At 72.8% G+C, this 25,363-nt stretch carries 17 protein-coding genes and 1 pseudogene; 10 read left to right on the top strand and 8 right to left on the bottom strand.

The genetic code is table 11. The features are described from left to right. Positions 1-399: 399 nt before the first annotated feature. The gene (locus tag AB0D85_RS32650; protein ID WP_362328211.1) at positions 400-2,709 is read left to right on the top strand and encodes a hypothetical protein; all 2,310 of its coding nucleotides are present in this window, start codon (positions 400-402) and stop codon (positions 2,707-2,709) included. Here the strand turns inward: AB0D85_RS32650 and AB0D85_RS32645 are convergent, their stop codons facing one another. From AB0D85_RS32645 to AB0D85_RS32630, 4 genes are all read right to left on the bottom strand, one after another. Further along, positions 2,710-5,148: a right-handed parallel beta-helix repeat-containing protein gene (locus AB0D85_RS32645; RefSeq protein ID WP_362328209.1), complete on the bottom strand. Its 2,439-nt coding sequence runs from the start codon at positions 5,146-5,148 to the stop codon at positions 2,710-2,712. It lies immediately after the preceding gene. 175 nt (positions 5,149-5,323) lie between these two features. Then, entirely contained in the window at positions 5,324-5,929 is a 606-nt protein-coding gene (locus AB0D85_RS32640) for a hypothetical protein (RefSeq protein WP_362328207.1), read from the bottom strand. Between the two features lie 201 nt (positions 5,930-6,130). Then, positions 6,131-6,955 carry an MOSC N-terminal beta barrel domain-containing protein gene (locus AB0D85_RS32635; protein ID WP_362328205.1) on the bottom strand — a complete coding sequence of 275 codons (825 nt, stop codon included), beginning with the start codon at positions 6,953-6,955 and terminating at the stop codon, positions 6,131-6,133. Positions 6,956-6,999: 44 nt separating this feature from the next. Then, on the bottom strand, positions 7,000-7,458 hold the full coding sequence (locus AB0D85_RS32630) for a DUF6643 family protein (RefSeq protein ID WP_362328203.1): 459 nt from the start codon (positions 7,456-7,458) through the stop codon (positions 7,000-7,002). Positions 7,459-7,738: 280 nt separating this feature from the next. Here AB0D85_RS32630 and AB0D85_RS32625 point away from each other — a divergent pair, with 280 nt between their 5' ends. Next, positions 7,739-9,085, top strand: a complete 1,347-nt coding sequence (locus tag AB0D85_RS32625) for a TerD family protein (RefSeq protein WP_362328201.1) — start codon at positions 7,739-7,741, stop codon at positions 9,083-9,085. Between the two features lie 15 nt (positions 9,086-9,100). Here AB0D85_RS32625 and AB0D85_RS32620 read toward each other — a convergent pair whose 3' ends face one another. After that, positions 9,101-10,276 (bottom strand): glycosyltransferase, encoded by a 1,176-nt coding sequence (locus AB0D85_RS32620; protein WP_362328199.1) that lies wholly within the window; start codon positions 10,274-10,276, stop codon positions 9,101-9,103. Positions 10,277-10,333: 57 nt separating this feature from the next. Between AB0D85_RS32620 and AB0D85_RS32615 the strand changes: the two genes are divergently transcribed. Together AB0D85_RS32615 and AB0D85_RS32610 are read left to right on the top strand one after the other, a co-directional pair. Beyond that, a complete protein-coding gene (locus AB0D85_RS32615) occupies positions 10,334-11,125 on the top strand; it encodes an aspartate/glutamate racemase family protein (protein ID WP_362328197.1) in 792 nt (263 codons plus the stop codon). Between the two features lie 87 nt (positions 11,126-11,212). Then, on the top strand, positions 11,213-11,770 hold the full coding sequence (locus tag AB0D85_RS32610) for a hypothetical protein (protein WP_362328195.1): 558 nt from the start codon (positions 11,213-11,215) through the stop codon (positions 11,768-11,770). Positions 11,771-11,821: 51 nt separating this feature from the next. Here AB0D85_RS32610 and AB0D85_RS32605 read toward each other — a convergent pair whose 3' ends face one another. Next, positions 11,822-12,850 (bottom strand): hypothetical protein, encoded by a 1,029-nt coding sequence (locus tag AB0D85_RS32605; RefSeq protein ID WP_362328193.1) that lies wholly within the window; start codon positions 12,848-12,850, stop codon positions 11,822-11,824. 185 nt (positions 12,851-13,035) lie between these two features. Between AB0D85_RS32605 and lnt the strand changes: the two genes are divergently transcribed. The 4 genes from lnt (at position 13,036) to AB0D85_RS32585 (ending at position 18,111) form a co-directional block, all read left to right on the top strand. Further along, positions 13,036-14,649: an apolipoprotein N-acyltransferase gene (gene lnt / locus AB0D85_RS32600; RefSeq protein ID WP_362328191.1), complete on the top strand. Its 1,614-nt coding sequence runs from the start codon at positions 13,036-13,038 to the stop codon at positions 14,647-14,649. A 68-nt stretch (positions 14,650-14,717) separates the two neighbouring features. Further along, positions 14,718-15,197: an NUDIX domain-containing protein gene (locus AB0D85_RS32595; protein ID WP_362328189.1), complete on the top strand. Its 480-nt coding sequence runs from the start codon at positions 14,718-14,720 to the stop codon at positions 15,195-15,197. Positions 15,198-15,251: 54 nt separating this feature from the next. After that, the gene (locus tag AB0D85_RS32590) at positions 15,252-16,064 is read left to right on the top strand and encodes a 3-hydroxybutyrate dehydrogenase (protein ID WP_362328187.1); all 813 of its coding nucleotides are present in this window, start codon (positions 15,252-15,254) and stop codon (positions 16,062-16,064) included. Between the two features lie 76 nt (positions 16,065-16,140). Next, on the top strand, positions 16,141-18,111 hold the full coding sequence (locus tag AB0D85_RS32585) for a GAF domain-containing protein (RefSeq protein ID WP_362328185.1): 1,971 nt from the start codon (positions 16,141-16,143) through the stop codon (positions 18,109-18,111). Between the two features lie 28 nt (positions 18,112-18,139). On the opposite strand, the pseudogene AB0D85_RS32580 reads toward AB0D85_RS32585, so the two are convergent. Beyond that, positions 18,140-18,350, bottom strand: a pseudogene (locus AB0D85_RS32580) (MFS transporter); the annotation flags it as partial. A gap of 138 nt (positions 18,351-18,488) precedes the next feature. Continuing rightward, positions 18,489-21,425 carry an alpha-L-rhamnosidase gene (locus AB0D85_RS32575; protein ID WP_362328183.1) on the bottom strand — a complete coding sequence of 979 codons (2,937 nt, stop codon included), beginning with the start codon at positions 21,423-21,425 and terminating at the stop codon, positions 18,489-18,491. Between the two features lie 390 nt (positions 21,426-21,815). Between AB0D85_RS32575 and AB0D85_RS32570 the strand changes: the two genes are divergently transcribed. Together AB0D85_RS32570 and AB0D85_RS32565 are read left to right on the top strand one after the other, a co-directional pair. Then, positions 21,816-22,643 carry an FAD binding domain-containing protein gene (locus AB0D85_RS32570; protein ID WP_362328181.1) on the top strand — a complete coding sequence of 276 codons (828 nt, stop codon included), beginning with the start codon at positions 21,816-21,818 and terminating at the stop codon, positions 22,641-22,643. Beyond that, positions 22,640-25,357, top strand: a complete 2,718-nt coding sequence (locus AB0D85_RS32565; protein WP_362328179.1) for a molybdopterin cofactor-binding domain-containing protein — start codon at positions 22,640-22,642, stop codon at positions 25,355-25,357. The genes AB0D85_RS32570 and AB0D85_RS32565 overlap by 4 nt, the downstream gene beginning before the upstream one ends. Positions 25,358-25,363 lie beyond the last annotated feature (6 nt).

The following is a 25,363-nucleotide window of genomic DNA, read 5'->3' as shown; positions in this document are numbered from 1 at the left end:
GCGACGGGGGCCGGGACGGCCGAGGAAGTCGCAGCCGCGGGGGTCGGGACGGTCGAGCAGGCCGTGGCCACGAAGGCTGAGATGGTCGAGCAGGTCTCGGTCACGAGGGGCGGGACTGCCGGGCGAGCCGCAGCCACGGGGGCCGGGACTGCCGGGGGAGTCGCAGCGACGGGGGCCGGGACGGCCGAGGAAGTCGCAGCCGCGGGGGTCGGGACGGTCGAGCAGGCCGTGGCCACGCAGGCTGGGATGGTCGAGCAGGTCGCGGTCACGAGGTCCGGGATTGCCGGGGGAGTCGCAGCGACGGGGGCCGGGACGGCCGAGGAAGTCGCAGCCACGGGGGCCGGGACTGCCGAGCGAGTCGCAGTCACGAGGTCCGGGACTGTCGAGCGGCCCACGGTCATGAAGGCCGGCCCGTCTGATCGGCCCGCGGTGTCGGAGATCGATCTGGAGCTCCTGGTGCACGGGGTCGGCGGGACCACGCCCGAGAAGATGCTCGACGATCCGCGCACGGTGCGGATCACCGGCGACGACACCGCCGCCGTCTTCCGGCGCGCCGAGGACGTCGACGCCGAGTCCCGGCCCGAGGACTACCGCGACCGCCCGGTGCCCGAGGCGTACGTCTGGTGCAACCTCACCTCCGGCAACGCCTCGCGCGCCCTGTGGCTGCTGCTCCTGCCGTTCATGGTGGTCAACCTCGCCCACTGGATGCGCCCCGCCGCCCAGGACCGGCCGCGCACCGTCCGCTTCTACGGCCTCCTGGTCCGGCTCGCCGGGCTCACCCTCACCGTGCTGCTCGTCGCGGCGGCCTGCGAGGTCGCCCTGGACCTGGCGGCCTGGCAGTGCGCGGGAGTCGCCGCCTGCGCCGGCCGGCACTCCTGGCTCGGCTTCCTCTCGCCCGCCGGCTCCGGCGGCGGCTGGTGGAGCGCGCCCGGACGCCGGCTCGCCCTGGCCGCCCTGGTGCCCACCGCCCTGACCGGCCTGCTCTGGTACCTCTCGCTCCGCACCTGGTCCGCCTACGAGTCCACCCGCCCGCTCGCCCACGACCCCGAGCCCGGCCACACCTCCCTCGGCAGCCCCGGCTTCTGGTACGGGCGCCGGCTGGTGGCCCGGCTGCGCGCCGCCCACACCGCGGCGGGGCTGCTCACCGTCGCCGCCGCGGTCCTCGCACCGGCGGCCTCCTTCGACCGCCGGGCCGGCGGAACCGCCCTGCTGAACACGCTCGGGTGGCTGCTGACCGGCGCGCTGATCGCCGGAGCCGTGGTCGTGGTGTGGGTGGTCTGCCGCCGGGGTCGCAGCGAGAACCTCCTCGACCAGGAACTCGACCGCCGTCTCGTACGACGGCTGCCGCTCGGCTCGCTGGCCCTGCTGGTGCTCGTCGTGCTGTACGCCGGCTGGTCCCGGCCGGGGTGGCACTCCGTGGGACGGCTCGCCGGGGACACGACCTTCGGCGGCCTGGCCCTGGCCCAGGGCGCGCTGGTGATCGTCCTCGGGGTCGTCGCCCAGGACCTGCATCGCCGGCTCCCCGATCCGCGCGCCGCGATGCGCGGTCTCGGCGGACCCGCCGTCGCGCTGCTCGCCTGCGCGCTGGGCGGGGTGATCTCGGGCGGGGTCGCCCAGCGGGTCTCCGACTGGCTGGACGGCACCGGAACCTCCATCGCCGGGCCACCGGTGCTGCTGACCTGGCAGGCGTCGGTGATCCCGCCCGTCCTCGTGGTGCTCCTCGGCGCGGTCGCCTGGCTCTCCTGGCGCACCTCGCGGCTCAGCCGCGCCGACCGCGCCGGGGTCGACCGGGATCACCCCGGGGAGCCGGAGGACACGGCCCGTACCCGCCGTATCGCCCGGGTCCGTGCCATGGCGGCCCTCACCGACCGGACCCCGCTCGTCGTCACCGTGCTGTGCGCCGCCACGCTGGTGCTCGGCGCCGGGGCGCTGGTGGGCGCGCTGGCCACCGGGAAGACCCCGGACGCGGCCGCCGAACGGACGTACGCCCTGGTGCACGGCGCGGCCGAGGCCTCGCAGGCGCTCGGCTCCTGGCTGGTCGGACTCGGCTTCGTACTCTTCGTCACCTGGGGCCGGCGCGCCTACAAGGACGCCTCCGCCCGGCGCACCATCGGCATCCTCTGGGACGTCGGCACCTTCTGGCCGCGCGCCGCCCACCCCTTCGCCCCGCCCTGCTACGCCGAGCGCGCGGTGCCCGACCTGACCTGGCGCATGGTCACCTGGACCCGCCGCACCGGCGGCCGGCTGGTCATCTCCGGCCACTCCCAGGGCAGCGTCCTCGCGGCCGCGGCGGCCTGGCAGCTGACCCCGTCGGTCCGCAGACGGGTCGCCCTGCTGACGTACGGCTCCCCGCTGGAGCGCCTGTACGGCCGCTGGTTCCCCGCGCACTTCGGCCCAGCCGAACTGGGCTCCCTGCACCGCGAGGTCGCCTGCTGGCGCAACCTCTACCGGCTCACCGACCCCATCGGCGGCCCCGTGCGGATCCCCGACGGCGACGGCCCCGAGGTCGACCACACGCCGCCGCTGAAGGACCCCCTCGCCTACGGACGCACCCCGGGGCACCCGCTCCCCGCCCCGATCCTGGGCCACTCCGACTACCAGGCGGACCCGGTCTTCGCCGAGGAGCGGGAACGGCTGCTGGCCCGGCTGCGCCCGGACCTGCCCGGGCAGCGGCCGGCACAACCGGCGGAAGCGCGACCGGCGGACTGATCAGGCGAGTTCCGGCAGGTCCTCCGTGTACAGCAGGGTGAGGTCGTCGGTGGTCGGGTCGGCGACCTGCGCGACCCGGCTCGCGTGCCGCTCGACCATCGCCTCGAAGGTCTGCCGGGCGGTACGGCCGTTGCCGAACGCCGGGCCCTTCGGGAGCGCCGTGAAGTATGTCAGCAGGCCCTCGGACGCGCCCGGCGCCAGCCGGTACTCGTGCTCGTCGGCCTGCTGCTCCACGATCCTCAGCAGTTCGTCCGGGCCGTAGTCGCTGAAGGTGATGGTCCGGGAGAAACGGGACGCCACACCGGGGTTGACCGAGAGGAAGCGCTCCATCTCCTCCGTGTAGCCCGCGACGATCACCACCACGGCGTCCCGGTGGTCCTCCATCAGCTTCACCAGCGTGTCGATGGCCTCCTTGCCGAAGTCCCGCCCGGCGTCCTCCGGCGACAGCGCGTACGCCTCGTCGATGAACAGCACACCGCCGTGCGCCCGTTGGAAGGCCTCCTGGGTGCGGATCGCCGTGGAACCGATGTGCTCGCCGACCAGGTCGACCCGGGACACCTCGACCAGATGGCCCTTCTCCAGCACACCGAGGGAGGCCAGGATCTCGCCGTAGAGCCGGGCGACCGTCGTCTTGCCGGTGCCCGGGGAACCCGTGAACACCAGGTGTCTCTTGACGGAGGCGGCCTTCAGCCCGGCCTGCTGGCGGCGCCTGCCGACCTCGATCATGTCGGTCAGCGCACGGACCTCGCGCTTGACGCTGTCCAGGCCGACCAGCGCGTCGAGTTCGCCGAGCACGGCCGTGGAGGTCCGGGCCGGCTCCTCGGGCGCGGCCGGGGTGATGAGCGGCTCCTGCTCGCCGCTGCGCTGGCCGGGGATCGCGCCCAGCAGCCCGGGGGACTGGTTCGAGGTCTGTACGGCCGGCTCGTGCGCGGTGGACGGCCGCAGGCTGCCGCTCTCGTCGCTGGTGCAGTCCTCCACCACCGGGCCGGTGCCCGAGCCGGTGTCCGGCCCGCCCTCCGCGAACTCGTAACCCCCGCGCGCGCAGCGCTCCGTGCGGCACTTGCGCAGCGTCGAACGGCTGCCGTCGATCACATGGAAGCCGTAGCCCGCGCTGCCCGTGACCCGGCAGTTCAGGAAGCTGCCCCGGCCGCCCGCCGACACATAGAAGCCCGCCTCCGCCGGGGAGGTCACCGTGCAGCGCTCGATCGTCGGATCGGCGCCCTTGGTGACGATCACTCCGGTCTGGGTGCCGTCCACCGTGCAGTTGTTGAGGGTGCCGCCGCTGCCGTGGTCGCGGAACCAGGCACCGGTGGCCGCGTCCCGGATCCGGCAGTCGTCCAGCTGCGCGGTCGCCCCGTCGCTCACCGACACCGCCGTGTTGCGCACCTGGGAGAGGTCACTGTCGACGACGTCCGCGCGGGAGCCCCGGTCCAGGACGAACAGCGCGTCCGGCACGTCGTGCACCCGGCAGGACTCCAGGACGGCGGTGGCGCCGTCGCTCACCCACACCGCGGGATAGTCGCCGGTGCTGTCGAAGATCTCGCACTGGTTGGCGTCCACCCGGGTGCCCGGGTCCCACACCGACAGTCCGTTGCGCCCGAACTGACGCACGGTCGTCCGCGTCAGCGTCAGCACCGACCGCGAGCGCAGGTCCACCGCGTTCTCCGGGATGTCGTGGATACGGCAGTCGGCGAGCGTGAGCACCGCGTCCGTGTCCAGCGTGACCCCGTCGGCGGTGGTGCGGTGCACATCGCAGTCGGTCAGATGCGCCGTGGCCCGCGCGGTGACCTGCACCCCGGAGCCGCGCACCTCGTAGATCTCGCAACCCACCGCTTCCAGCGCGGAGTTCTCCCCGGTCGCCGTCAGGCCCGTGCCCGAGGCGTGATGCACCCGGCAGCGCTCCAGGCGGGGGTGGCCGCCGCCGCGCACCGCCACGCCCGCCTGGCCGGCGGCCACGACCTCGCACTCCTCGAACACCCCGCCGCCGCCGTCGAGTACGGCGATGCCGATGCCGGCCGGGTTGTCCACGGTGCACCGCCGTACGGTCGGCCGCGCCCCGCCGCGCACCTCGATACCGGCGGCGGAGCGGGTGACGATCCGCACGTCCAGCAGCTCGGGCGCGCCCTCCTCCACGAGCAGCGCGGGAGCGGCCGCGTCCTGGCCCTCGACATGGAGATCCTGTACGACCGCCGAGGCCCGCACGGTGAGCGGCACCCCGTCCGCGGGCGCGATCCGCACCGAGCCGGGCGAGCCCTCGGGCCCGCGCAGCGTCACCGCGCGCTGGACGACGAGGTTCTCCCGGTAGGTGCCGGGCGCGACCGTGAGGACGTCGCCGTCGGCGGCGGCCTCCAGGGCGGCGGCGAGCGATGCGTACTCACCTGTGCGGCGCCGCCACCGCGATGTACCGGTGTGCGTCACCTGGACCGTGCCCTGTGCCATGGCGTTGCCGTGCCCCCACCTCGTCGTACAGATCGCTCGCTCGCCTTCGGGGCGCCACCGCGGACGGTGCCCGGCCCCGGTGGTTCGCTCGCGCGCGGGTCGATGCCGAATGCGCTTCGGCCGGTCCACCGTAGCGTGCGCCGAGGTGGTGGATTGACCAGAGACGGAAAGGCGGTCAGCTGCCCGTGCCGGCCTTGCCCCAGTCAGGGCCCGCCCGGTCCCAGGCCTGGTCCCAACGTGCGTATCTGCGCCGGACCATACGCCAGACGATCATCCGTCTGCCGCTCTCGACCAGACCCGCGACGAGCAGCGCCGCGCCGAACCCGGCCAGCACGGCGTGTGTCGTCGCCGTCGCGGAGTCCAGCGGGCGGGCCGTCACGAGCCCGTGACGGTCGGTCCAGACGCCGAAGTGGTCGCCCTTGTGCGGGGACTTGAGGGTCGTCAGGGCCGTGCCGTGCTGTTCGGTGCCGTCGGGGGCGGTCCAGTCGGCGAGGACGCGGCTGCGGGTGTCGCGGGCGCTGGTGGCGTCCGGATCGGGCTCCACCAGGGGGCCGTCCAGCTTCCGCACGACCGTGGCGGTGACGAGGTGCCGGTCGTGCTGCTGCCGGCGGACCGACTGCTGGAGGGTGTTCTCCGCGGCGGCGCCCACCAGCGAGCCGAGCACGGGCGCGGCCACCACGATCAACAGCAGTGTCAGCAGGGCCACCCAGGCCTCGGCCAGGTCGGTCGCGCGGCGCAGCGGATTGCGCCGCCAGCGCCACAGACCGCGGATCGCTCGCACCGTCCACCACCCCCTTCCGCTCCGTGATAACCCCCGCCCGAGCCGTTCACCCGCGCCCCTGGCCGAAGAGAGAGCGAAATCACCCCCGGCCGGGACTTCATGAACTTCTCACCGCTCCCAACGACCGGGCCGCGGCCCGGGGTTCCCACCGGACGACGGAGATCGCTCGAGGACCGGACGAAGACGGCTCGGGCGGAGGGCTCAGCCCAGGACGTGTACCCGGTCCCCGACCCGGATCGTGCCGGGGAAGCGCGGTACCAGGTTCTGGCCGAAGACCAGCTGCCTGCCGAACCTGCGGTGCCGCGCCAGCGTCCGCAGCGGCTCCTTGCCGCGCTCCGCGGTGATCTGGTCGGTCGTGGTCACGACGCACCGCCCGCACATCTTCGTGACCCGGAATTCGACCTCGCCGATGGCGATCCGCGTCCAGTCGTCCTCGGCCCACGGCTCCGTGCCCCGCACGACCACGTTCGGCCGGAAACGGTTCATGGGGAGCGGGCCCTCCTGGGCGCGGTCGCCCCGCGCTATGAGGGCGTTGAGGGAGTCGAGCGAGGCCTGCGTGGTGACCAGCAGGGGATAGCCGTCGGCGAAGCTCACCGTCTCGCCCGGGAGCGCGTACTCCGGGTCGATCGGGCGGCGGGTGCCGGGTGCGTCCATGTGGGCGAGGCGGACATCGGCCCCGAGATAGTCACCGCACCAGGTGCGCGCGGTCTCCGTGGCGAGGACCGCCTCCACCTTCGTACCGAAGATGTCCACCGGCACCGTGGCCCCGGGCTCCGGGACCGGCACGGTCAGGGGCTCGCGTCCGGGCGCGGACATGCGTATGCCGCCGCCGGACAGCAGCTCGGCGGCGGCCAGCGCGAGCCGCGGCTCCTCGCGCTGGGTGACGACCTTTCCCCCGTCGTCGATCAGAACCCAGCGTCGGTCACCGGCCAGCCCCCAGGGCTCCACGACGGCCTGCCGGGGCGAGAAGCCCCGGAGCGCCTTGACCGGGTGAACGTGAATCGACTGCAGTTCGGCAATCCCCATGACGTCATCGTGCCAGGGCGCACGGACATCCGCGGGGGTGCCGGTCAGTAGCCGCGGTACTGCTGCTGTTGCTGGTTGTTGTACGGGTCCTGGTACGGCGCGGACTGCGCGGGGCGCGGAGCCGCCGGGCGCATCGCCTCGTAACCCGTGCCGCCCATCATCGGACGGGGCTGCTGCGGCTGCTGCGCGGGGTAGCCGCGTGGGCCCGTCGCCTGCTGGGGGATGTAGGCCGCGGGGGCCTGCTGCAGCGGCGCGGGCTGCTGCGTCTGCTGCGGGTAGCCGTAGTTCTGGGCCGGCTGGGAGGGGCCTGCCGGGAGGGCGGGCAGTGCCGACGGCAGTGCGGGCAGGTTGCTGAAGCTGCTGCCCGTGTCGTAGGCGGGGGGGACCCGGATCGGGGCGATCTGCGGGGTGCCCCGTTCGGCCACGAGCGAGTCGTAGATCGGAGTGTCCGGGAAGGAGGCGGAGTAGTAGCCGCCGCCATAGGTGGAGCGGGGGGAGGTCATGGCACATAAGTTAAGCCCACGATGTGCTGGTTGGGGAGACCGATAAGAGGGTTGTTTTCCGTGTCGGCAGTGACGCCGGATCCCCAATCCGAGCGAACTCGGCAAAAAAGGACGGCAATCAGCGTTCTGATCGTGTAAAGGCCTAGTTCCGCGCAGGTTACCGGGGGTTGGACAGGGATCTTCCTGTGCCGCTCATGGGAGGTTCGCCGTCCCCGGGAATAGGTTGTGTGGGTAGGGATGACCTGGGACCGCCGGGGCGCGCCCGGCATGCCGACACAGGATGGGGGCGGACATGTCAATGCCGAAAGGATCGAATACGCCGGTGCCGACCACGGCGCTGCGTGTCGAATTGGGCTGGCACTCCGGTCAGGGTGTCCCCGACGCGGACGCCTCGGCGCTGCTGCTGGTCGCCGGAAAGGTACGCTCCGACGGCGATTTCGTCTTCTACAACCAGCCCGCGCACGCCTCCGGCGCGGTCCGGCACGAGGGCAAGCGACGGTCCGGCGACCAGGTCACCGACACGCTGTTCGTCGACCTCGCGCGCGTGGAGGCACCGGTGGAGAGGATCGTTCTCGCGGCCTCCGCCGACGGCGGCGCGTTCGGGCAGGTCCCCGGCCTCTGCATCGAGGTCCGGGACGCGGCGGACGGGAGCACGGTCGCGCGGTTCGACAGTACGGGCGCCACGGTGGAAACCGCTTTCGTCCTCGGTGAGTTGTACCGCCGCCAGGGCGGCTGGAAGTTCCGCGCCGTGGGACAGGGCTACAGCAGCGGGCTCGAAGGGCTCGCCACCGACTTCGGGATCACGGTGGACGAGCCGCAGCACCCGGCACCGCCTGCCCCGGCCCCCTCCCCGGTGACCGCGGCACCCGTTGCCCCGCCACCCTCCCCGGTGACCGCGCCACCGGTCGCCCCGCCGCCCCCGGCCGGCCTGCCCTTCCCCCAGCACGCGGCGCCGACCTCCGGCGGCCTGCCCGTCCCGCCGCCGCCCCCGCCGACCGCGCCCGTGCGGCTGTCCAAGGTGACGCTCACCAAGGCGGCGCCCTCCGTCTCCCTGGCCAAACAGGGCGGCACCTCGGGCGCCCTGCGCGTCAACCTCAACTGGCAGGTCCGCAAGCAGTTCCCCAGCTGGGGCGGCCGGCACGGCGGGGCCGACCTCGATCTCGACCTGTGCGCCCTGTACGAGCTCGCCGACGGCCGCAAGGGGGTCGTACAGGCGCTGGGCAACGCATTCGGCTCCCTGAACCGGCCGCCGTACATCCACCTCGACGGCGACGACCGCACCGGCGCGACGGAGAGCGGGGAGAACCTCACCGTCAACCTCGATCACAAACAGGACTTCCGGCGCATCCTGGTCTTCGTGACGATCTACCAGGGCGCCACGTCCTTCGCCGACCTGCACGCCACCGTCACCCTGCAGCCGCAGCACGGCGCCGCGATCGACTTCTCCCTGGACGAGTGCACGGTCCCCTCGACCGTGTGCGCGCTCGCCCTGCTCACCAGCACCGGCGGCGACCTCGTCGTGCAGCGCGAGGCGCGCTATCTGGTCCCGGAGCGCGGGGTGAGCCCGCAGCGCACCGTCGACCGTGCCTACGGCTGGGGCATGAACTGGACGCCTGGACGTAAATGACGGCGGGGAACGAGATCAGCCCTCGTCGCCCACCGCGTCGGGACGCGCGTACGTACGCCCCTTCCAGGCCGCCCCGCGCCCCCGGTAGTGCTGCACCGCCGAGTCGACCGTCATCAGGAGGTAGAGGAAGGCGGTGAACGGCAGCAGGGGAGCGAGCCACAGCGGCTGCCGGTAGTAGCGGAGCATCGGCACGTACGTCGCCGTCATCACCAGCCAGGCCGCGGCGCCGACGAGGGCCGCCGCCGTGTCGCCGGTGACCGCTCCCGTGAGCACCGCCGCCGGGGGCACCAGGTACACGAGTGCGAGACCGGCGACCGTACCGAGGAGCAGCAGCGGGTTGTGCCGCAGCTGCGCGTACGCGCTGCGCGAGACCATCCGCCACAGGTCGTGCAGCCGCGGATAGGGGCGCACGCTGTCCACGCGGTCCGCGAGCCCGAGCCACACATGGCCTCCGGCGCCCTTCACCGCGCGGGCCAGCGCCACGTCGTCGATCACGGCGTGCCGGATCGCGTCAGGGATCCGCGCCCTCTCCGCCGTGTCGGCGCGCAGCAGCACACAGCCGCCCGCCGCTGCCGCCGTACGCGAGCCCTTACGGCCGATCCGGCGGAACGGGTACAGCTGGGCGAAGAAGTAGACGAACGCGGGGACCACGAACCGTTCCCACCGGCTCTCCACCCGCAGCCGGGCCATCTGCGACACCACGTCGAAGCCCCCGGTGCGCGCGGCCGCCACCAGCAGCCGCAGGCTGTCCGGCTCGTGTGCGATGTCCGCGTCCGTCAGCAGCAGATACTCGGGGCCACGCGTGCGTGCCAGGGCGATGCCGTGCCGTACCGCCCACAGCTTGCCGGTCCAGCCCGCCGGCGGCTCGCCGGGCGAGTCCACGGTCAGCGGCAGCCCGCCGTGGCGCGCGGCCAGCTCCCGGGCCAGCTTCCCGGTGCCGTCCGTGCTGCCGTCGTCGACCAGGAACACCTCCGCCCGCCCCGGATACTCCTGCGCCAGCAACGAGGGCAGACCCAGCGGCAGCACGGCGGCCTCGTCCCGCGCCGGCACGACCACGCACACATCCGGCCAGTCCTCGGGATCCCGCCGGGGCGGCAGCCGGACGTCGGTGCGCCAGAAGAAGCCCTGGCAGAGCAGCAGCCACAGCCAGGCGGCGAGGGATACGGCGGCGGTCCACGCGATGGCGCTCACGCGCGCAGTCTGCCCCACCGGACCGGCTCCCAAGGGCCCATCGTCTATCGTGGCCGGGTGAAGATCGCGCTCATCGACTCCGGAATCGGGCTGCTGGCGGCCGGCGCGGCGGTACGGCGGCTGCGCCCCGACGCGGATCTCGTGCTCTCCTTCGACCCCGAGGGCATGCCCTGGGGACCGCGTACCCCCGAGGGTGTCACGGAGCGCGCCCTGGCGGTCGCCGAGGCCGCGGCGGCCCATCGGCCCGAGGCGCTGATCGTCGGCTGCAACACGGCGACCGTGCACTCCCTGCCCGCACTCCGCGCCCACCTGGAACCCGGTATCCCGGTCATCGGCACGGTCCCGGCGATCAAACCGGCCGCCGCCGGCGGCGGTCGCGTCGCGATCTGGGCGACCCCCGCGACCACGGGCAGTGCCTACCAGCGGGGCCTCATCGAGGACTTCGCCGGCGGTGTGCCGGTCAGCGAGGTGCCCTGCTGGGGTCTCGCGGAGGCCGTGGAGCACGCCGACCAGGCGGCCATCGACGCCGCCGTCACCGCGGCGGCCGAACTGACCCCGGCCGATGTGACGACCGTCGTCCTGGGCTGCACCCACTACGAGTTCCTGGCGGAACGTATCCGCGCCGCCGTGCAGCGTCCCGGCGCCGCGCCTCTTGCCCTGCACGGCTCAGCGGGCGCGGTGGCCGCCCAGGCGCTGCGCCGGATCGGCGCCCGCCCCGCCCCCGACGCACCGGCCACCGGTACGGTGACGGTCCTGCTCAACGGCCGTGAGGGCGAGCTGCCCGAGGCCGCGCTGAGCTACGCCGAGGGCCGCCTGCTGCGGACGGTCAGCCCCGCCGCGTCCCAGTGAACCCTTCGGGGCCAGGCGTACCTCCGATGAGCAGTCACCCTCCGCGACGCGGTACCCGCGCAGCGAAACCTGAGTAATCTCGTAGACATGAGGGACCACTCCCACGACCGCTCCCCGGACGAGGACGCCTCATCCCCCGAAGTCTGGACCGGGCGCGCCACGAACCGGGTCCAGTGGCTGCTGGCACTGGTCGGCGCGGCCTGCATGGCGCTCGGCATCGAACTCGCCGTGGACTCCGCCTGGACCTCGGGCATCGCCCCGCTGGCGATGTCGGTCGTGGGCTGCATCGCCGCCGGACTGCTGGTCCTCTTCGGCACCCTCGCCTTCGTGCACGTCGATCTGAGGCTCGACAAGGAGTGCCTCGAAGTCCGCTGCGGTCATATAGGAGTACCGCGCCGTCGTATTCCGCTCTCCGAGGTGGCCGGCGCGGACTTCACCCCGCAGATCACCCCGCGTCACTGGGGTGGCTGGGGCTACCGCTGGCGCCCCGAGAAGGGCACGGCCGTCGTCGTCCGTCGTGGCGAGGGCATCGTCCTGCGTCTGTGGGACGGCCACACCTTCACGATCACCGTGGACAACGCCGAGTCGGCGGTCCTTGTCATCAGGGAACGCCTGCGGACGATCACACCGGGTGCCGCGCACTGACCCGGCGGGCAACGGCGTATGGCGCGGCCCCCCATGTGGCCGGAAGACATCTCAGCTCGGCGGGGCACCCGCCACCCAGGGCCGCGCCGTCGCCAGGCCCGCCAACAGGCCCGCCCCCGCCGACACCGTCGTGAAGCTCAGCGCGTCGCCCACCGAGGCGATCACGGCCAGTGCCGTCAGCGCCGCGCCCGCCGTGAGGACGACCGGTGTGGAGCGGGGCGAGCGCCACAGGGCGTAGAGGATCCAGCAGAACACGCAGGCCAGCAGAAGGACACCGGCCAGGCCTTGTTCCGCCGCCTGCTGGAGGGGCGCGGAGTGCGGTTTGCCGTCGGGCTGCAGGGACTGGGACGCGGTGCCGCTCAGCTCGCCGAAGCGCCCGGGTCCGATGCCCCGGGCGATGTTCCGGTGGGCGAGACCCAGGGCGTCCCGCCACAGCCGGACACGGTGCTCGGTGAGCGGGCCTCCCAGGGCGGAGGCGGGCCCCGCGGGCAGGACGTTCGCCGCGACCGCCCACACCGTGCCGGTCACCAGCGCGGCCGCCAGGGTCAGCCCCGCGATGCCCGGTCCGCGGTGGCGCATCCGGCCGGCGGCGAGGGAGCAGAGCAGAACGGCGGCACTCGCCGCGCACCCGGCCGCCGAGCCCATGGCGGCCCCGGCCACCGCGATCCCGGCGGCCAGCATCCGCAATCCGAACCGCAGCGCCGGAACCGGTGTCGCCCAGGCGGCGCAGCACGCGCTGCCCGTCGCGAGGGCGAGCAGCGCCGCGACGGCACCGGCATGGCCCAGCGGAGTCGTGAACTGGGGGCCCGGTGCCACATGGGGCATCGCCACAGCGAGCCCCAGCCCGGCCAGTGCGCCGACGCAGGGCGCGGCCACCGGCAGCAGCGCCCCGGACATCCGGCCGGCGGCATAGCCGGCGGCCACGGCGAGCACCGCCAGCAGCACCCCCTCGGGCCGTCCGTCACGCCCGGCCGCCGAGATCAGCGGCCACACGGCACACGCCCCGAGCACCACGACGCCCACCGTGTCAGAAACGTTTCGTCTGTCGCTGTCCGCTTCCGTACCGGCAGTGGACGTCATCCCGGTCGACCCCACCAGTCGCCCCCCGTACCCGGTCCCCCGACCTGTGGCGGGCCCCGCCGTCCGCCTCGGCTCACGGTAACCGCTGATGCCCGTTTTGTGGACGACTTGAGCGGGAACGGTGCGATTCCTGCATGACGAGACCGTGCTGTCGGCCGCAAGGTCAACCGCCGTACACTCCCGGAGTGACCGTCACCGCAACCTCCGTGGACCAGTCGGACCAGCTCACGCCGCGCCCCTCGCCCCGTGCGCGCGGCCTGCGCCTGCTCCGCCGTCTGGTCCCGGCCGTCGCCTCCGCGCTCAGCGGAGTGCTGCTGTACGTCAGCTTCCCGCCCCGCACCCTGTGGTGGCTGGCCCTGCCCGCCTTCGCCGGATTCGGGTGGGTACTGCGCGGCCGCACCTGGAAGGCGGCCCTCGGCCTCGGCTATGTCTTCGGCCTCGGCTTCCTGCTGCCCCTGCTGGTGTGGACCGGCGTCGAGGTCGGTCCCGGGCCCTGGCTCGCGCTGGTGGCCATCGAGGCGATCTTCATCGCGCTGGTCGGCGTGGGTGTGGCCGCCGTGTCCAAGCTGCCCGCCTGGCCTATGTGGGCGGCCGCCATATGGATCGCCGGAGAGGCCGCACGCGCGCGTGCGCCCTTCCGCGGCTTCCCCTGGGGCAAGATCGCCTTCGGCCAGGCGGACGGTGTCTTCCTGCCGCTCGCCGCGCTGGGCGGCACCCCGGTGCTCGGCTTCGCGGTCGTCCTGTGCGGATTCGGTCTCTACGAGGTCGGGCGCCTCGTCGTCGAGGGGCGCCGGACGCGTGAGATCCGGCGCGGGGCGGCGGCCGTGGCGCTGCTGAGCGTGGCCGTCCCCGTGGTGGGCGCGGTCGCCGCGCGGGCCCTGGTGAGCGACAAGGCGCAGGACGGCTCGGTCACCGTGGCGGTCATCCAGGGCAACGTGCCGCGCGCCGGGCTCGACTTCGCCGCGCAGCGGCAGGCGGTGCTCGACTACCACGTGAAGGAGACGCTGAAGCTCGCCGCCGACGTCAAGGCGGGCAAGGCCGCCAAGCCCGACTTCGTGCTCTGGCCGGAGAACTCCTCCGACGTCGACCCGTTCGCCGACGCCGACGCGGCCGCCGTGATCGACGAGGCATCCAAGGCGATGGGCGTGCCCATCTCGGTCGGCGGTGTCGTCGAACGAGGCGGCAAGCTGCTCAACGAGCAGATCCTGTGGGACCCGGTCAAGGGCCCGACGGCGACCTACGACAAGCGGCAGATCCAGCCCTTCGGCGAGTACCTCCCGCTGCGCGGGCTGGTCGGCGCGATCAACAAGAACTGGACCAGCATGGTCCGCCAGGACTTCAGCCGGGGCACGAAGCCCGGTGTCTTCGACATCGACGGCACCAAGGTCGGCCTCGCCACCTGCTACGAGGCCGCCTTCGACTGGGACGTGCGGGACACCGTCACCCACGGCGCCGAGCTGATCTCCGTACCGAGCAACAACGCCACCTTCGACCGCAGCGAGATGACCTACCAGCAGCTCGCCATGTCCCGCATCCGCGCGGTCGAGCACAGCCGGACCGTCACCGTGCCGGTGACCAGCGGCGTCAGTGCGATCATCATGCCGGACGGGAGGATCACCCAGAAGACCGGCATGTTCGTGCCCGCCTACCTGGTCCAGAAAGTCCCGCTGCGCACCTCCGAGACGCCCGCGACCAAGCTGGGCATCCTGCCCGAGATCGCCCTGGTGCTGGTCGCCGCGGGCGGCGTCGGCTGGGCGATCGGGGCCGGAGTGCGCGGTCGGCGCGCCGGTGACGCGTAGCCGTACACCCGTCGTACGCCCCATGGCATCGGCCGGTCGCGGGGAACCGGCCCGTTAGGGTCGGTGCCATGGCTACTCCTGACTTCATCCGCGCGATCCGGGCCTCCGCGGGCCACCAGCTGCTGTGGCTGCCCGGGATCACCGCCATCGTCTTCGACGACGAGGGCAGAATGCTGCTGGGCCGGCGCACGGACACCCGCAAGTGGTCGGTCATCGGCGGCATCCCGGATCCGGGGGAGCAGCCCGCGGCCTGCGCCGTACGGGAGGTCTTCGAGGAGACGGCGGTGCGCTGCGTCGCCGAGCGGGTGGTCCTCGTCCAGGCGCTGAACCCCGTCACCTACCCCAACGGCGACGTCTGCCAGTACATGGACATCACCTTCCGCTGCCGGGCCGTCGGCGGCGAGGCACGCGTCAACGACGACGAGTCGCTGGAAGTGGCCTGGTTCGCCGCGGACGCCCTGCCGGAACTGAACGAGTTCGGCCTCTTCCGGATCAAGCAAGCCATGTCGGACGCACCCACATGGTTCGACGCTACGACTTTCGGCTGAAGTATGTGCGCTGACCCTATGGGGTCCCCGATGGGGGCCACCTAGGGTCGGACCATGAGCTCGTCCAGCACCCGCCCCGGCGCGCACGCCCCCACCCTCGACCTACAAGGCCGTACCGCCTTGGTCACCGGCGCCGCCGGTGGCATCGGCCGCGCCTGCGTGCTGCGCCTCGCGGCGGCCGGCGCCCGGGTCCGAGCCGTCGACCGGGACGCGGCGGGGCTGGCCGAGCTCGTGGAGCAGGCGGGGCGGGCGCCGGGCCCGGCGGGCGGTGCCGTCGAGCCGTACGTCCTCGACCTCACCGACCTGGACGCGGCCGAACGCGCCGCCGCCGGCGCCGACGTCCTCGTCAACAACGCGGGCATCCAACTGGTGCGCCCCATCGAGGAGTTCCCGCCGGACGTCTTCCACACCGTACTGACCGTGATGCTGGAGGCACCCTTCCGGCTCATCCGGGGCGCCCTGCCCCACATGTACGGGCAGGGCTGGGGACGGATCGTGAACGTGTCCTCCGTCCATGGGCTGCGCGCCTCCGCCTACAAGTCCGCCTATGTGGCCGCCAAACACGGTCTGGAAGGCCTGTCCAAGACGGCCGCCCTGGAGGGTGCACCCCATGGGGTGACCTCGAACTGTGTGAACCCCGGCTATGTGCGCACGCCGCTGGTCGAGCAGCAGCTCGCCGACCAGGCCCGGGCGCACGGCATCCCCGAGGAGCGGGTGCTGTCCGAGATCCTCCTGACCGACAGCGCCGTGAAACGGCTCATCGAACCGGAGGAGGTCGCCGAGGCCGTGGCCTACCTCTGCGCTCCCCGGGCGTCCTTCGTCACGGGCACCTCGCTGGTGCTCGACGGCGGCTGGACGGCCCACTGAACGGCCCGGTACCCCTCGGTCCGCGAGTTTTCCACAGGCCCGACGGGCCGGAGGGACGATGCGGAATCCTGTGACCATGTCTCGCGATCACGTGCAGTCCGGCAGGAGGCCGGCCCCGGCAGCAGCGGCCGTCGCCCTCGACGAGGGCGCCGCCAGGGCGCCCGGGGACACCGAGCTGCCGTACCTCGAACTGCTGGCCAAAGGCGCCTCGGCGGAGTCGTACGAGCAGCCGGTCCTGGTCGCCCGCGCCGAGGGCGGGCCGCCGGAGCGGATCGCCGCGCTGGAGCGGGCCAAGCTCCTCGCGCTGCGGGTCCGCACCGAGCTGGAGGGCAGACGGCGGCGCGAGGCGGAACTGTCCGCACTGTTCGAGACCGCGCACGACCTGGCGGGACTGCGGGACGTGGACGCGGTGCTCCAGGCGATCGTCCAGCGCGCCCGCTCGCTGCTCGGCACGGACGTCGCCTATCTGAGCCTCAACGACCCGGCGCGCGGCGACACCTACATGCGGGTCACCGAGGGATCGGTCGCGGCCCGCTTCCAGCAACTGCGGCTCGGCCTGGGGGAGGGGCTCGGCGGGCTCGTCGCCCAGACCGCGCGGCCGTACGTCACCGACGACTACTTCAAGGACGACCGCTTCCGGCACACCCTCACCATCGACGCCGGTGTGCGCGACGAGGGCCTGGTCGCCATCCTCGGCGTGCCCCTCATGCTCGGGCCGCACGTCATCGGCGTGCTGTTCGCGGCGGACCGGCGGGCGCGGGTCTTCGAACGGGAGCAGATCGCGCTTCTCGGCTCCTTCGCCGCGCTCGCCGCGGCCGCCATCGACACGGCCAACCTGCTCACGGAGACCCGTTCGGCCATGGCCGGCCTGGAGCGGGCCAACGAGATCATCAAGGACCGCAGCGCGGTCATCGAACGTGCCTCCGACGTCCACGACCGGCTCGCCGAACTCGTGCTGCGCGGCGGCGGGGTCCACGACGTGGCCGCCGCCGTCTCCCAGATCCTCGACGGCACCGTCGAATTCACCGACACCGCCGACACCCGGTCGCTGGAGACGTCGCGCACGGAAGGGCACGCGGTCCGGCACCGCGACGACTGGATCGCCGCGGTCGCCGCGGGCGGCGAACTCCTCGGCGCGCTGGTGCTGCGCGGCCGTCCGGACCTCGACCCGGTCGACCAGCGCACCCTGGAGCGTGCCGCCATGGTCACCTCGCTGCTCCTGCTGGCCCGCCGCTCCGCCGCCGAGGCCGAACAGCGCGTGCGCGGCGAACTGCTGGACGACCTTCTCGACGCCCGGGACCGCGACCCGCGCCAACTGCGCGACCGTGCGGCCCGGTTGCAGGCCGACCTCGACGCCGCCCACGTCGTGCTGGCCGCGCGGCTGGAAGAGCGGGCGGACGACGCCGGGGACGAGGCGGCCGCCCGTCGCAGGCTCTGGTCGGCCGCCTCCCACCTCGCCACCACCCGGCACGGCCTGGCCGCCGCCCGCGACGGCGGCACCGTCCTGCTGCTGCCCCTCCACGCCGGTGACACCGCCACCGGCGTAGCCAGGCGCACCGCTCGCCACCTCGGCGCCGCCGTCCACCAGCCGGTGACCGTCGGCGCCTCGGCCCCCGTCGCCGACCTCGCCGCCCGTCCCGACACCGTGGCCGTCGCCTACGCCGAGGGCCGCCGCTGCCTCGACGCACTGAACGTCCTCGGCCGGGCCGGGGACGGCGCCGCCGCCGAGGACTTCGGCTTCCTCGGTCTGCTCCTCGCGGGCGAACGCGACGTCGCCGGATTCGTCGAACGCACCATCGGCCCGGTCGTCGCGTACGACGAACGGCGTGGCACGGATCTGCTGCGCACCCTCGACGCGTACTTCACCTCCGGGATGAGCCCGGCCCGCACGAAGGACGAACTCCACGTCCACGTCAACACGGTGGCCCAGCGACTGGAGCGGGTGGCCCGCCTGCTCGGCGACGACTGGCAGCGTCCCGCCCGCGCCCTGGAGGTCCAACTGGCCCTGCGCCTACACCGGTTGGGGGCGCCAACAGAGCGCCGCTGATCCCCGGCCGGGACCAGCGGCGCGCTCTCCGCTGCCGGGTCTCCCTCGCCGCGGCCAGCGCGACCAGGGTGATCAGGGAAGCCGCGATCACGTACAGGGCGATCGGGGTCGAGCTGCCGTAGCCGGACAGGAGCGCGGTGGCGATGAGGGGGGGCCGGTGCCCCGGCGGCGACGGAGGCGCCGGAGTAGCGCATCCGGGTCGCGAACATCTCGGAGAAGAAGGCGGCCTGGGGCGCGTACGGCCTTCCCCGCCCGGAAGAACCCGTAGGTCAGGTGTTGCGTGTACAGATCGACGTCCTGCGCCGTGCTCGTTCTCGGTCTCGGTGGTGGGCCCGGGGCGGCGGGGTGCCCCGGGCCGGATCGGTGCGGGGTGTGGCTCAGGGGGTGAGGTAGCAGCTCTTGCGTACGCCGGGCAGCGGATCGGTGCCGAAGGCCGTCGTCGTGCAACTCGTGCCGCCGGTGAAGGACTTGTAGACGAAGACGCCCCGGGCGCCGTAGGCGACGGTCTGCAGTCCGGCGAAGGCGCAGGTGCTGTTCTCGTCGGAGCAACTGGTGGCGTAACCGGCCGGGCCGCCGGTCGCGGTGTAGCAGGTCTTCGACTCGCCGGGGATCGGGTCGCCGAACGCGCCGTTGCCGCACGGGGTGTCCCCGGTGGCGGTGATCGTGCGGAACGCGCCGTAGGCGCCGTACGCGACCGGCTGTCCCGCGGCGGCCGGGCAGGTGCCGCCCTCCGTCGCGCAGGCGGTGTAGCCGGGCGGGCCGCCTGCCGGGGGCAGGTAGCAGGACTTGGCGACGCCGTCGACGGGATCGCCGAAGTGGGCGTTGGCGCAGCTGACGGAACCGTTGGTGACCTGGTACGCGAAGTTGCCGTTGGCGCCGTAGGCGACGTCGCGGTTGTAGCCGGGAACGGAACAGCTGTTGCCCTCCGTCGCGCACGCGGTGTATCCGGGCGGGCCGCCCGCGTCGGCGACGTAGCAGGACTTGAGCACGTCCTCCGCCGGGTCGCCGCCGAAGGAGTCGTTGGTGCAGGCGGTGCCGTCGGCCACCGTCTTGTACGTGTACGTCCCGGCCCCGTAGGCCACCGCACGGGTGCCGCTGAAGGAGCAGGTACCGCCCTCGCCCGCGCACCGGCTGAAGCCCGCCCGCAGGGCACTCGTGCCGGGCTCGGCGGGAGCGGCCGGATTGCCGAGGCCGGTGGCCGTCACGGTGTAGCTGCCCGGGGCGACACCGGTGAGGTAGACGTAGGTGTCGTCCTGGTACGCGCCGGTGATGCCGGGGACGGCGGTGAAGGATCCGCCCTGCCAGACGGCGGTGCCGTTCACGGACACCGAGACGCTGCCGCCGCCGGACTTCGGGACGCCGATGACGCCGCTCGTACCGGAGGGGCTGGTGAGCTGCGCGGAGTAGGTGCCGGCGGCGGGGTCGCGGGACCAGGACGCCTCGACGGCCCCCTGGGGCATGGTGATCCTGCCCTCGGCACTGGTCAGATCGCCGGGGTGCGGGACGAAGCGGTACGCGCCGGCCGCCGACACCGGCGCGGTGCCCAGCACGTCGAAGGTGAGCGTCGAGGTGGGTGCCGTGGACCAGCCGTGGGCCAGGCTCATGAACGAACCGCCGTAGGCGAGGCCGCCGTCGGCCTTGACGCCCTCCCAGAAGGTGCTCTTCGTGCCGATGTCGCTGTTCAGCATGTGGCCCCAGGTGCGGCGGATCTGGGCCAGCGCGCCGTAGTCGTCACCGGCGGTGAAGCGGGCGTTCAGCTCCATCCCACCAGCGAAGGGCGACACGTTGCTGCCCCACTCGGGAGTGGTCGGGCCGTAGGCGCCCCAGCGGGTCCCGAGTCCGGTGACGATGCTCCGCGTCTTCGCCGTCGAGTCGGTGAGCCCGTACCAGACGGCGAGCGAGTTGCCGTCCTGCGGGTACAGGGCGCTGCTGGGGTTGTCCTTGTACATCCCCTTGGAGGCGTCCCACAGCAGGGAGTTCGCCGCGGCCTTGAGGGCGAGCGACTTGTCGGTCCAGCTCGCGGAGAGCGCGCTGTCGCCCTCGACCGCGGCCAGGGTGGCGCCGGACCTGAGCGCGGCGTACAGCAGCGCGTTGGCCGCGATGTTCTCGCCGCCCTGGCCGACCCGGGCCCAGTCCTGGGTACGGGTCACGTTCAGCAGGCCGTTGGCGTCGATCTTGTTCGTGATGAAGGCCATCCCGCGCTTGTAGTTGGCCCATTCCGAGTCCAGCCAGGCGCGGTCGGCCGAGTAGGTGTAGTACGTGGCCGTGCCCAGCAGCGTCCAGGTGTGGTACGTGTCCGAGCCGGTCAGGTTGAACGGCGGGCCCGACCAGGGGATTTCACCGTCCGCCGACTGCGCGTCGTACATCGTGGTGAGCGCGTTGCGGGTCGAGGCGAGGTCGCCCGAGTAGGCGTACTGCGTGGGCACCGCGATGCCCAGGTCGCCGGGCCACACCGTACGGTCGCGCTTGGCGCCGTCGACCAGGACGGAGTCACCCACACCGACGGTGGCGCTGTTGTCCCAGGCCGAGGCCGGCGGGGGCCAGGCGCGGCCCTGGTCGGAGGCGATCGTGTCGAGCTGCACGGTGTACGCCCCCGCGTACCAGATGCGGTTGAGCAGATCGTCGCTGGAGTGGAAGTAGTTGGCGTAGTCGGCCGGGTCGCTCTTTCCCGGGGCCGCGGTGAAGGCGAGGGTGACACCCTTCAGGTCCACCCAGCCCGCACTGTCGAGAAAGACCGTCAGATAGCGGAAGCCGCCCCGCAGTTGGGCGGTGGGCATGGTGTACGTGCCGTTCGCGGGCGCCGCGCCGTAGAGGGCCCCGTCCTCGCCGTCGCGGCCGCTGCTCCGGTCGCTGTTGTTGCCCACGTAGAGCGACGACTCGCTGAAGGCCAGGCCGACGCGCTGGGCGCTGTCGCTGGTGCTGCCGAAAGACAACGTTGCCAGACCGGCGACCTCCTTGCCGAAGTCGAGGGTCACCGCGGACTGCGAGCCGGAGATCCGGGTCGGCTGCCCGCTCAGGACGTTCTGCGGGTTCGCCACGGTGCCGGAGGTGGTGTACACGGCAGTCGGCTGGACCGTGCGCGAGGTCGGTGAGTAATTGTCGGCGTCGGCCTGCGCCTCGGCTCTGGTCGTCGCTGTCGCTGTCGCTGTCGCTGTCGCTGTCGCTGTCGCTGTCGCCGACGCCGCCGTGGCTTCGGGCGACGCGTCGGCGGACGGCGCGAGAGACGTGGCCAGCACGGCCGCCACGGTCGTGGCGAGACCGAGGAGGCGCCGGCGGCGGGAGGGACGGTTCAGCGGGGGACGGCGGCGGTGCATGGGTACCTCCCGGAGGGCCTGTGGAACGTGGTAGCCGTCTGAATCGATTCAAAAAAGTCCGGTACGACGGCCTGGGCCCGATGGATCGTGAGTGGGTGAGGCGCCCCGCCGAAGTGGCACCGATGATGGGTGCCCGGCAACGGGGTGTCAATACGTCCACTCCGTCGCGAACTTTGGTGCACCAGAAGCCAGTTGAGGCATTGACAGCTCCGGGTCGAATCGATTCACTGCTTCGGGACAGGTGTGGACCAATGCTCGGCTGCCGGCCGCTCGGCCGGGCCCTCGTTCGCCTGCTGGGATACGCTGTCAACGGAGTCTCTGTGCGCCCGCCCGTCCCTCGCGGCTCAGCCGCCCCGGACGGCGGGTCCGTTCTCCCGTAGGCCGGCTTCCATGGACCTCAACACCATCACCGACATAGTCCGGCGACCGTCCGAGCGCCCGGGCGCGGACTGGCACGAGGGCGACGCCTGGCTCGCGGGCGGGACCTGGCTCTATTCCACGGAACAGCCGGACCTGCGGCGGCTGATCGACCTGACGGCGCTGGGCTGGGAGCCCCTTGTCCCGACGGACGAGGGCCTGGAGATCGGCGCCACCTGCACCGTTCGCGACCTGTACGCCTTCGCGTGGCCGCAGCGGTGGACGGCCGGAATTCTCTTCCGGGCCGGCTGCGAGGCGTTCCTGTCCTCGTTCAAGGTCTGGAACGCGGCGACCGTCGGCGGCAACATCTGTATGTCCCTGCCCGCCGGCCCGATGATCACGCTGACGGTCGCGCTGGAGGCGCGGTACGAACTGTGGGCGTCCGACGGCTCCGTACGCTTCGTCGACGCCGTCGGCTTCGTCACGGGCGACCACCGCAACGTCCTCGCCCCCGGGGAGGTCCTGCGGCGCATCACCGTTCCGGAGCACGCGCTGCGCAAGCGCACCGCGCACCGTCGCTTCACGCTGACCCGGCTCGGCCGTTCGACGGTGTTCCTCGTCGGCACACAACGGCCGGGAGCGAACGACCTGTTGCTCACCGTCACCGCCGGCACCACGCGGCCGGTCCGTATCGCCTTCGCCTCCCTGCCCGATGCCCGAACGCTGCGGCAGAGCATCGACGCCGTGCCGGCCGACGTCTGGTTCGCCGACCCCAACGGCACCCCTGACCACCGTCGGCATCTGGCCCGGCACTTCGCCGAGGAGATCCGCCGCGAACTCACGGCTGGGGACCTGCCATGAACTACCTCGTGAACGGCAGGGAGTTCGACCGGGAACCGGCCCCCGGCCAGTGCCTGCGCACCTTCCTGCGCGAACTCGGCCACTTCGGCGTCAAGAAGGGGTGCGACGCGGGCGACTGCGGCGCCTGCACGGTGTGGCTGGACGGCGCACCGGTGCACAGCTGCATCACCCCCGCGTTCCGCGCCGAGGGCCGTGAGGTGACCACGATCGAGGGCCTCGGACGGCCCGGCGCCCCGCACCCCGTGCAGCGGCAGTTCGAGGACGCCCCGGGGTTCCAGTGCGGTTTCTGCACCGCAGGGATGATCATGACGTCGGCGACCTTCACCGAGGAACAGAAGGCGGACCTGCCACGGGCGCTGAAGGGCAACCTCTGCCGCTGCACCGGATACCGGGCGATCGAGGACGCCGTCAAGGGCGTCGGCGCGCTGGAGACGGCGGCACCGGGCAAGGCCGTCGGGACGAGCGTCGGCGCGCCCGCGGGCCACGACGTGGTGACCGGGCACGCCGAGTTCACCATGGACACACGGATCGACGGCATGCTGCACCTCAAGGTGCTGCACTCGCCCCACGCGCACGCGCGGATCCTCTCGATCGACAGGAGCGCCGCCCTCGCGGTGCCCGGCGTGCACCGGGTCTACACCTGGCAGGACGTGCCGCGCAGACGCTTCACCACGGCGATCCACACCGACCACCTGGTCGACCCGGACGACACCTACGTCCTCGACGACACCGTCCGCTTCGCAGGCCAGCGCGTCGCCGCGGTCCTGGCCGACACGGTCGGGGCGGCCGAGGAGGGCTGCCGGCGCCTCGCGGTCGACTACGAGGTGCTGCCGGCGGTGTTCGACCCCGAGGCGGCGATGGCCGACGGCGCGCCCCGACTGCACGGCTCCGACGATCCGTTCGTCCGCGACCCGGCCCGCAACATCCTGATCGAACTCCACTCGCACATCGGCGACATCGACGCGGGATTCGCCGCGGCCGACGTGATCCACGAAGGCACGTACTTCTCACCGCGGGTGCAGCACGCGCACCTGGAGACCCATGGTTCGATCGCCTGGATGCAGGACGGGCGGCTGAACGTCCGCACCAGCTCGCAGTCACCGTCGATCGCGAAGGTCAAACTGGAGTACCTGTTCGCGCTGCGCCCGGACCAGCTGAGGGTGTTCTGCAAGCGTGTCGGCGGCGGATTCGGCGGCAAGCAGGAAGTGATCACGGAGGACCTGGTCGCGCTCGCCACCCTGGACACCGGACGGCCCACCTGTCTCGAGTTCACCCGCGAGGAGGAGTTCACCACGGCCTCGCCACGCCATCCGATGACCCTGACGGTCAGGCTCGGCGCGAGGTACGACGGAACACTCACCGCGTTCCAGGTACGCAACGTGTCCAACACCGGCGCCTACGGCAACCACGGCGGCGAGACGCTCTACGCGGGCGGCGCGGCCGTCATGATCTACCGCTGCCCCAACAAGAAGTACGACGCGTACTCCGTCTACACCAACACCGTGCCGAGCGGGGCGCTGCGCGGCTACGGGATGACACAGCCGGCGTTCGCCGTGGAGTCGGCGATGGACGAACTGGCCCGCGCCCTCCACATGGACCCGCTGGAACTGCGCAGACGCAACGTCGTGCGGCCGGGCGAGCCCCTGGTCGCCCTGCACGACGGTCCCGACGACGTCATCTTCACCGAGGACGGACTGGCCAAGTGCATCGACCTGGTGGGCGCCGCCCTGGCCCGTACCGCCGACCGGCCGCCCCCCGGCCCGGAGTGGCTCGTCGGGGCCGGTGCGGCGAGTTCCCTGCACGAGACCGCGCCCCCGACGGAACACCTCTCCGAGGCCTGGGTCACGCTGGGCGACGATCTCGTCTACGAACTGGCGGTCGGGACGGTGGAGTTCGGGGAGGGCACCTCCACGGCCCACGTCCAGATCGCGGCCAGCCAGCTGGGCACGACGCCGTCGCGGATCCGTCTGGTGCAGTCCGACACCGACCGCACCGGATTCGACACCGGTGCCTTCGCGAGCGCCGGCCTCTTCGTGGCGGGCAACGCGGTCCTGCGGGCGGCGGGCGCCGTGCGCGACCGCATCCTGGACTTCGCGGCGGCGCACACCGGCGTCCATGTCGTGATGTGCACGATGGACGACGACGGGGTCGTCTGCGGGGACCGGCGGGTGTCGCTGGCCGAACTCGTCGCGCTGGCCCGCAGACGTGGCATCCGCTTCACGGCCGCGCGCAAGGCGTACGGCTCGCCCCGGAGCGTCACCTCCAACACCCAGGGGTTCCGGGTCGCCGTGCACCGAGTGACCGGGGAGATCCGGATCCTGTACAGCGTGCAGGCGGCGGACGCCGGGGTGATCATCAACCCGGCGCAGGTCCGGGGACAGATAGAGGGCGGTGTCGCCCAGGGAATCGGCTTCGCGCTCACCGAGAACCATCACGTCGACGAACACGGCGTCATGGTCAACCCGAACCTCCGGAACTACCGCATCCCCGCCTACGCGGACATCCCCCGTACCGAGGTGCTCCTGGTGGGCTCGGCGGATTCGGTGGGGCCCATGCGGGCGAAGGGGATGGCGGAGTGCTGTATCAACCCGGTCGCCCCCGCGCTCGCGAACGCGGTGCAGGACGCCACGGGCGTCCGCTACCGGGCGCTGCCGCTGACTCCGGAACGCATCTACGGCCGGCTCCCCGCGGAGCAGTCGGTGTCGGCAGGCTGAGCCGCC

Source organism: Streptomyces sp. NPDC048277 (genome assembly GCF_040652235.1).
Classification (GTDB): Bacteria; Actinomycetota; Actinomycetes; order Streptomycetales; family Streptomycetaceae; genus Streptomyces.
The sequence above is the reverse complement of the archived record's forward strand: the minus strand, read 5'-3'. Positions and strand labels throughout refer to the sequence as shown.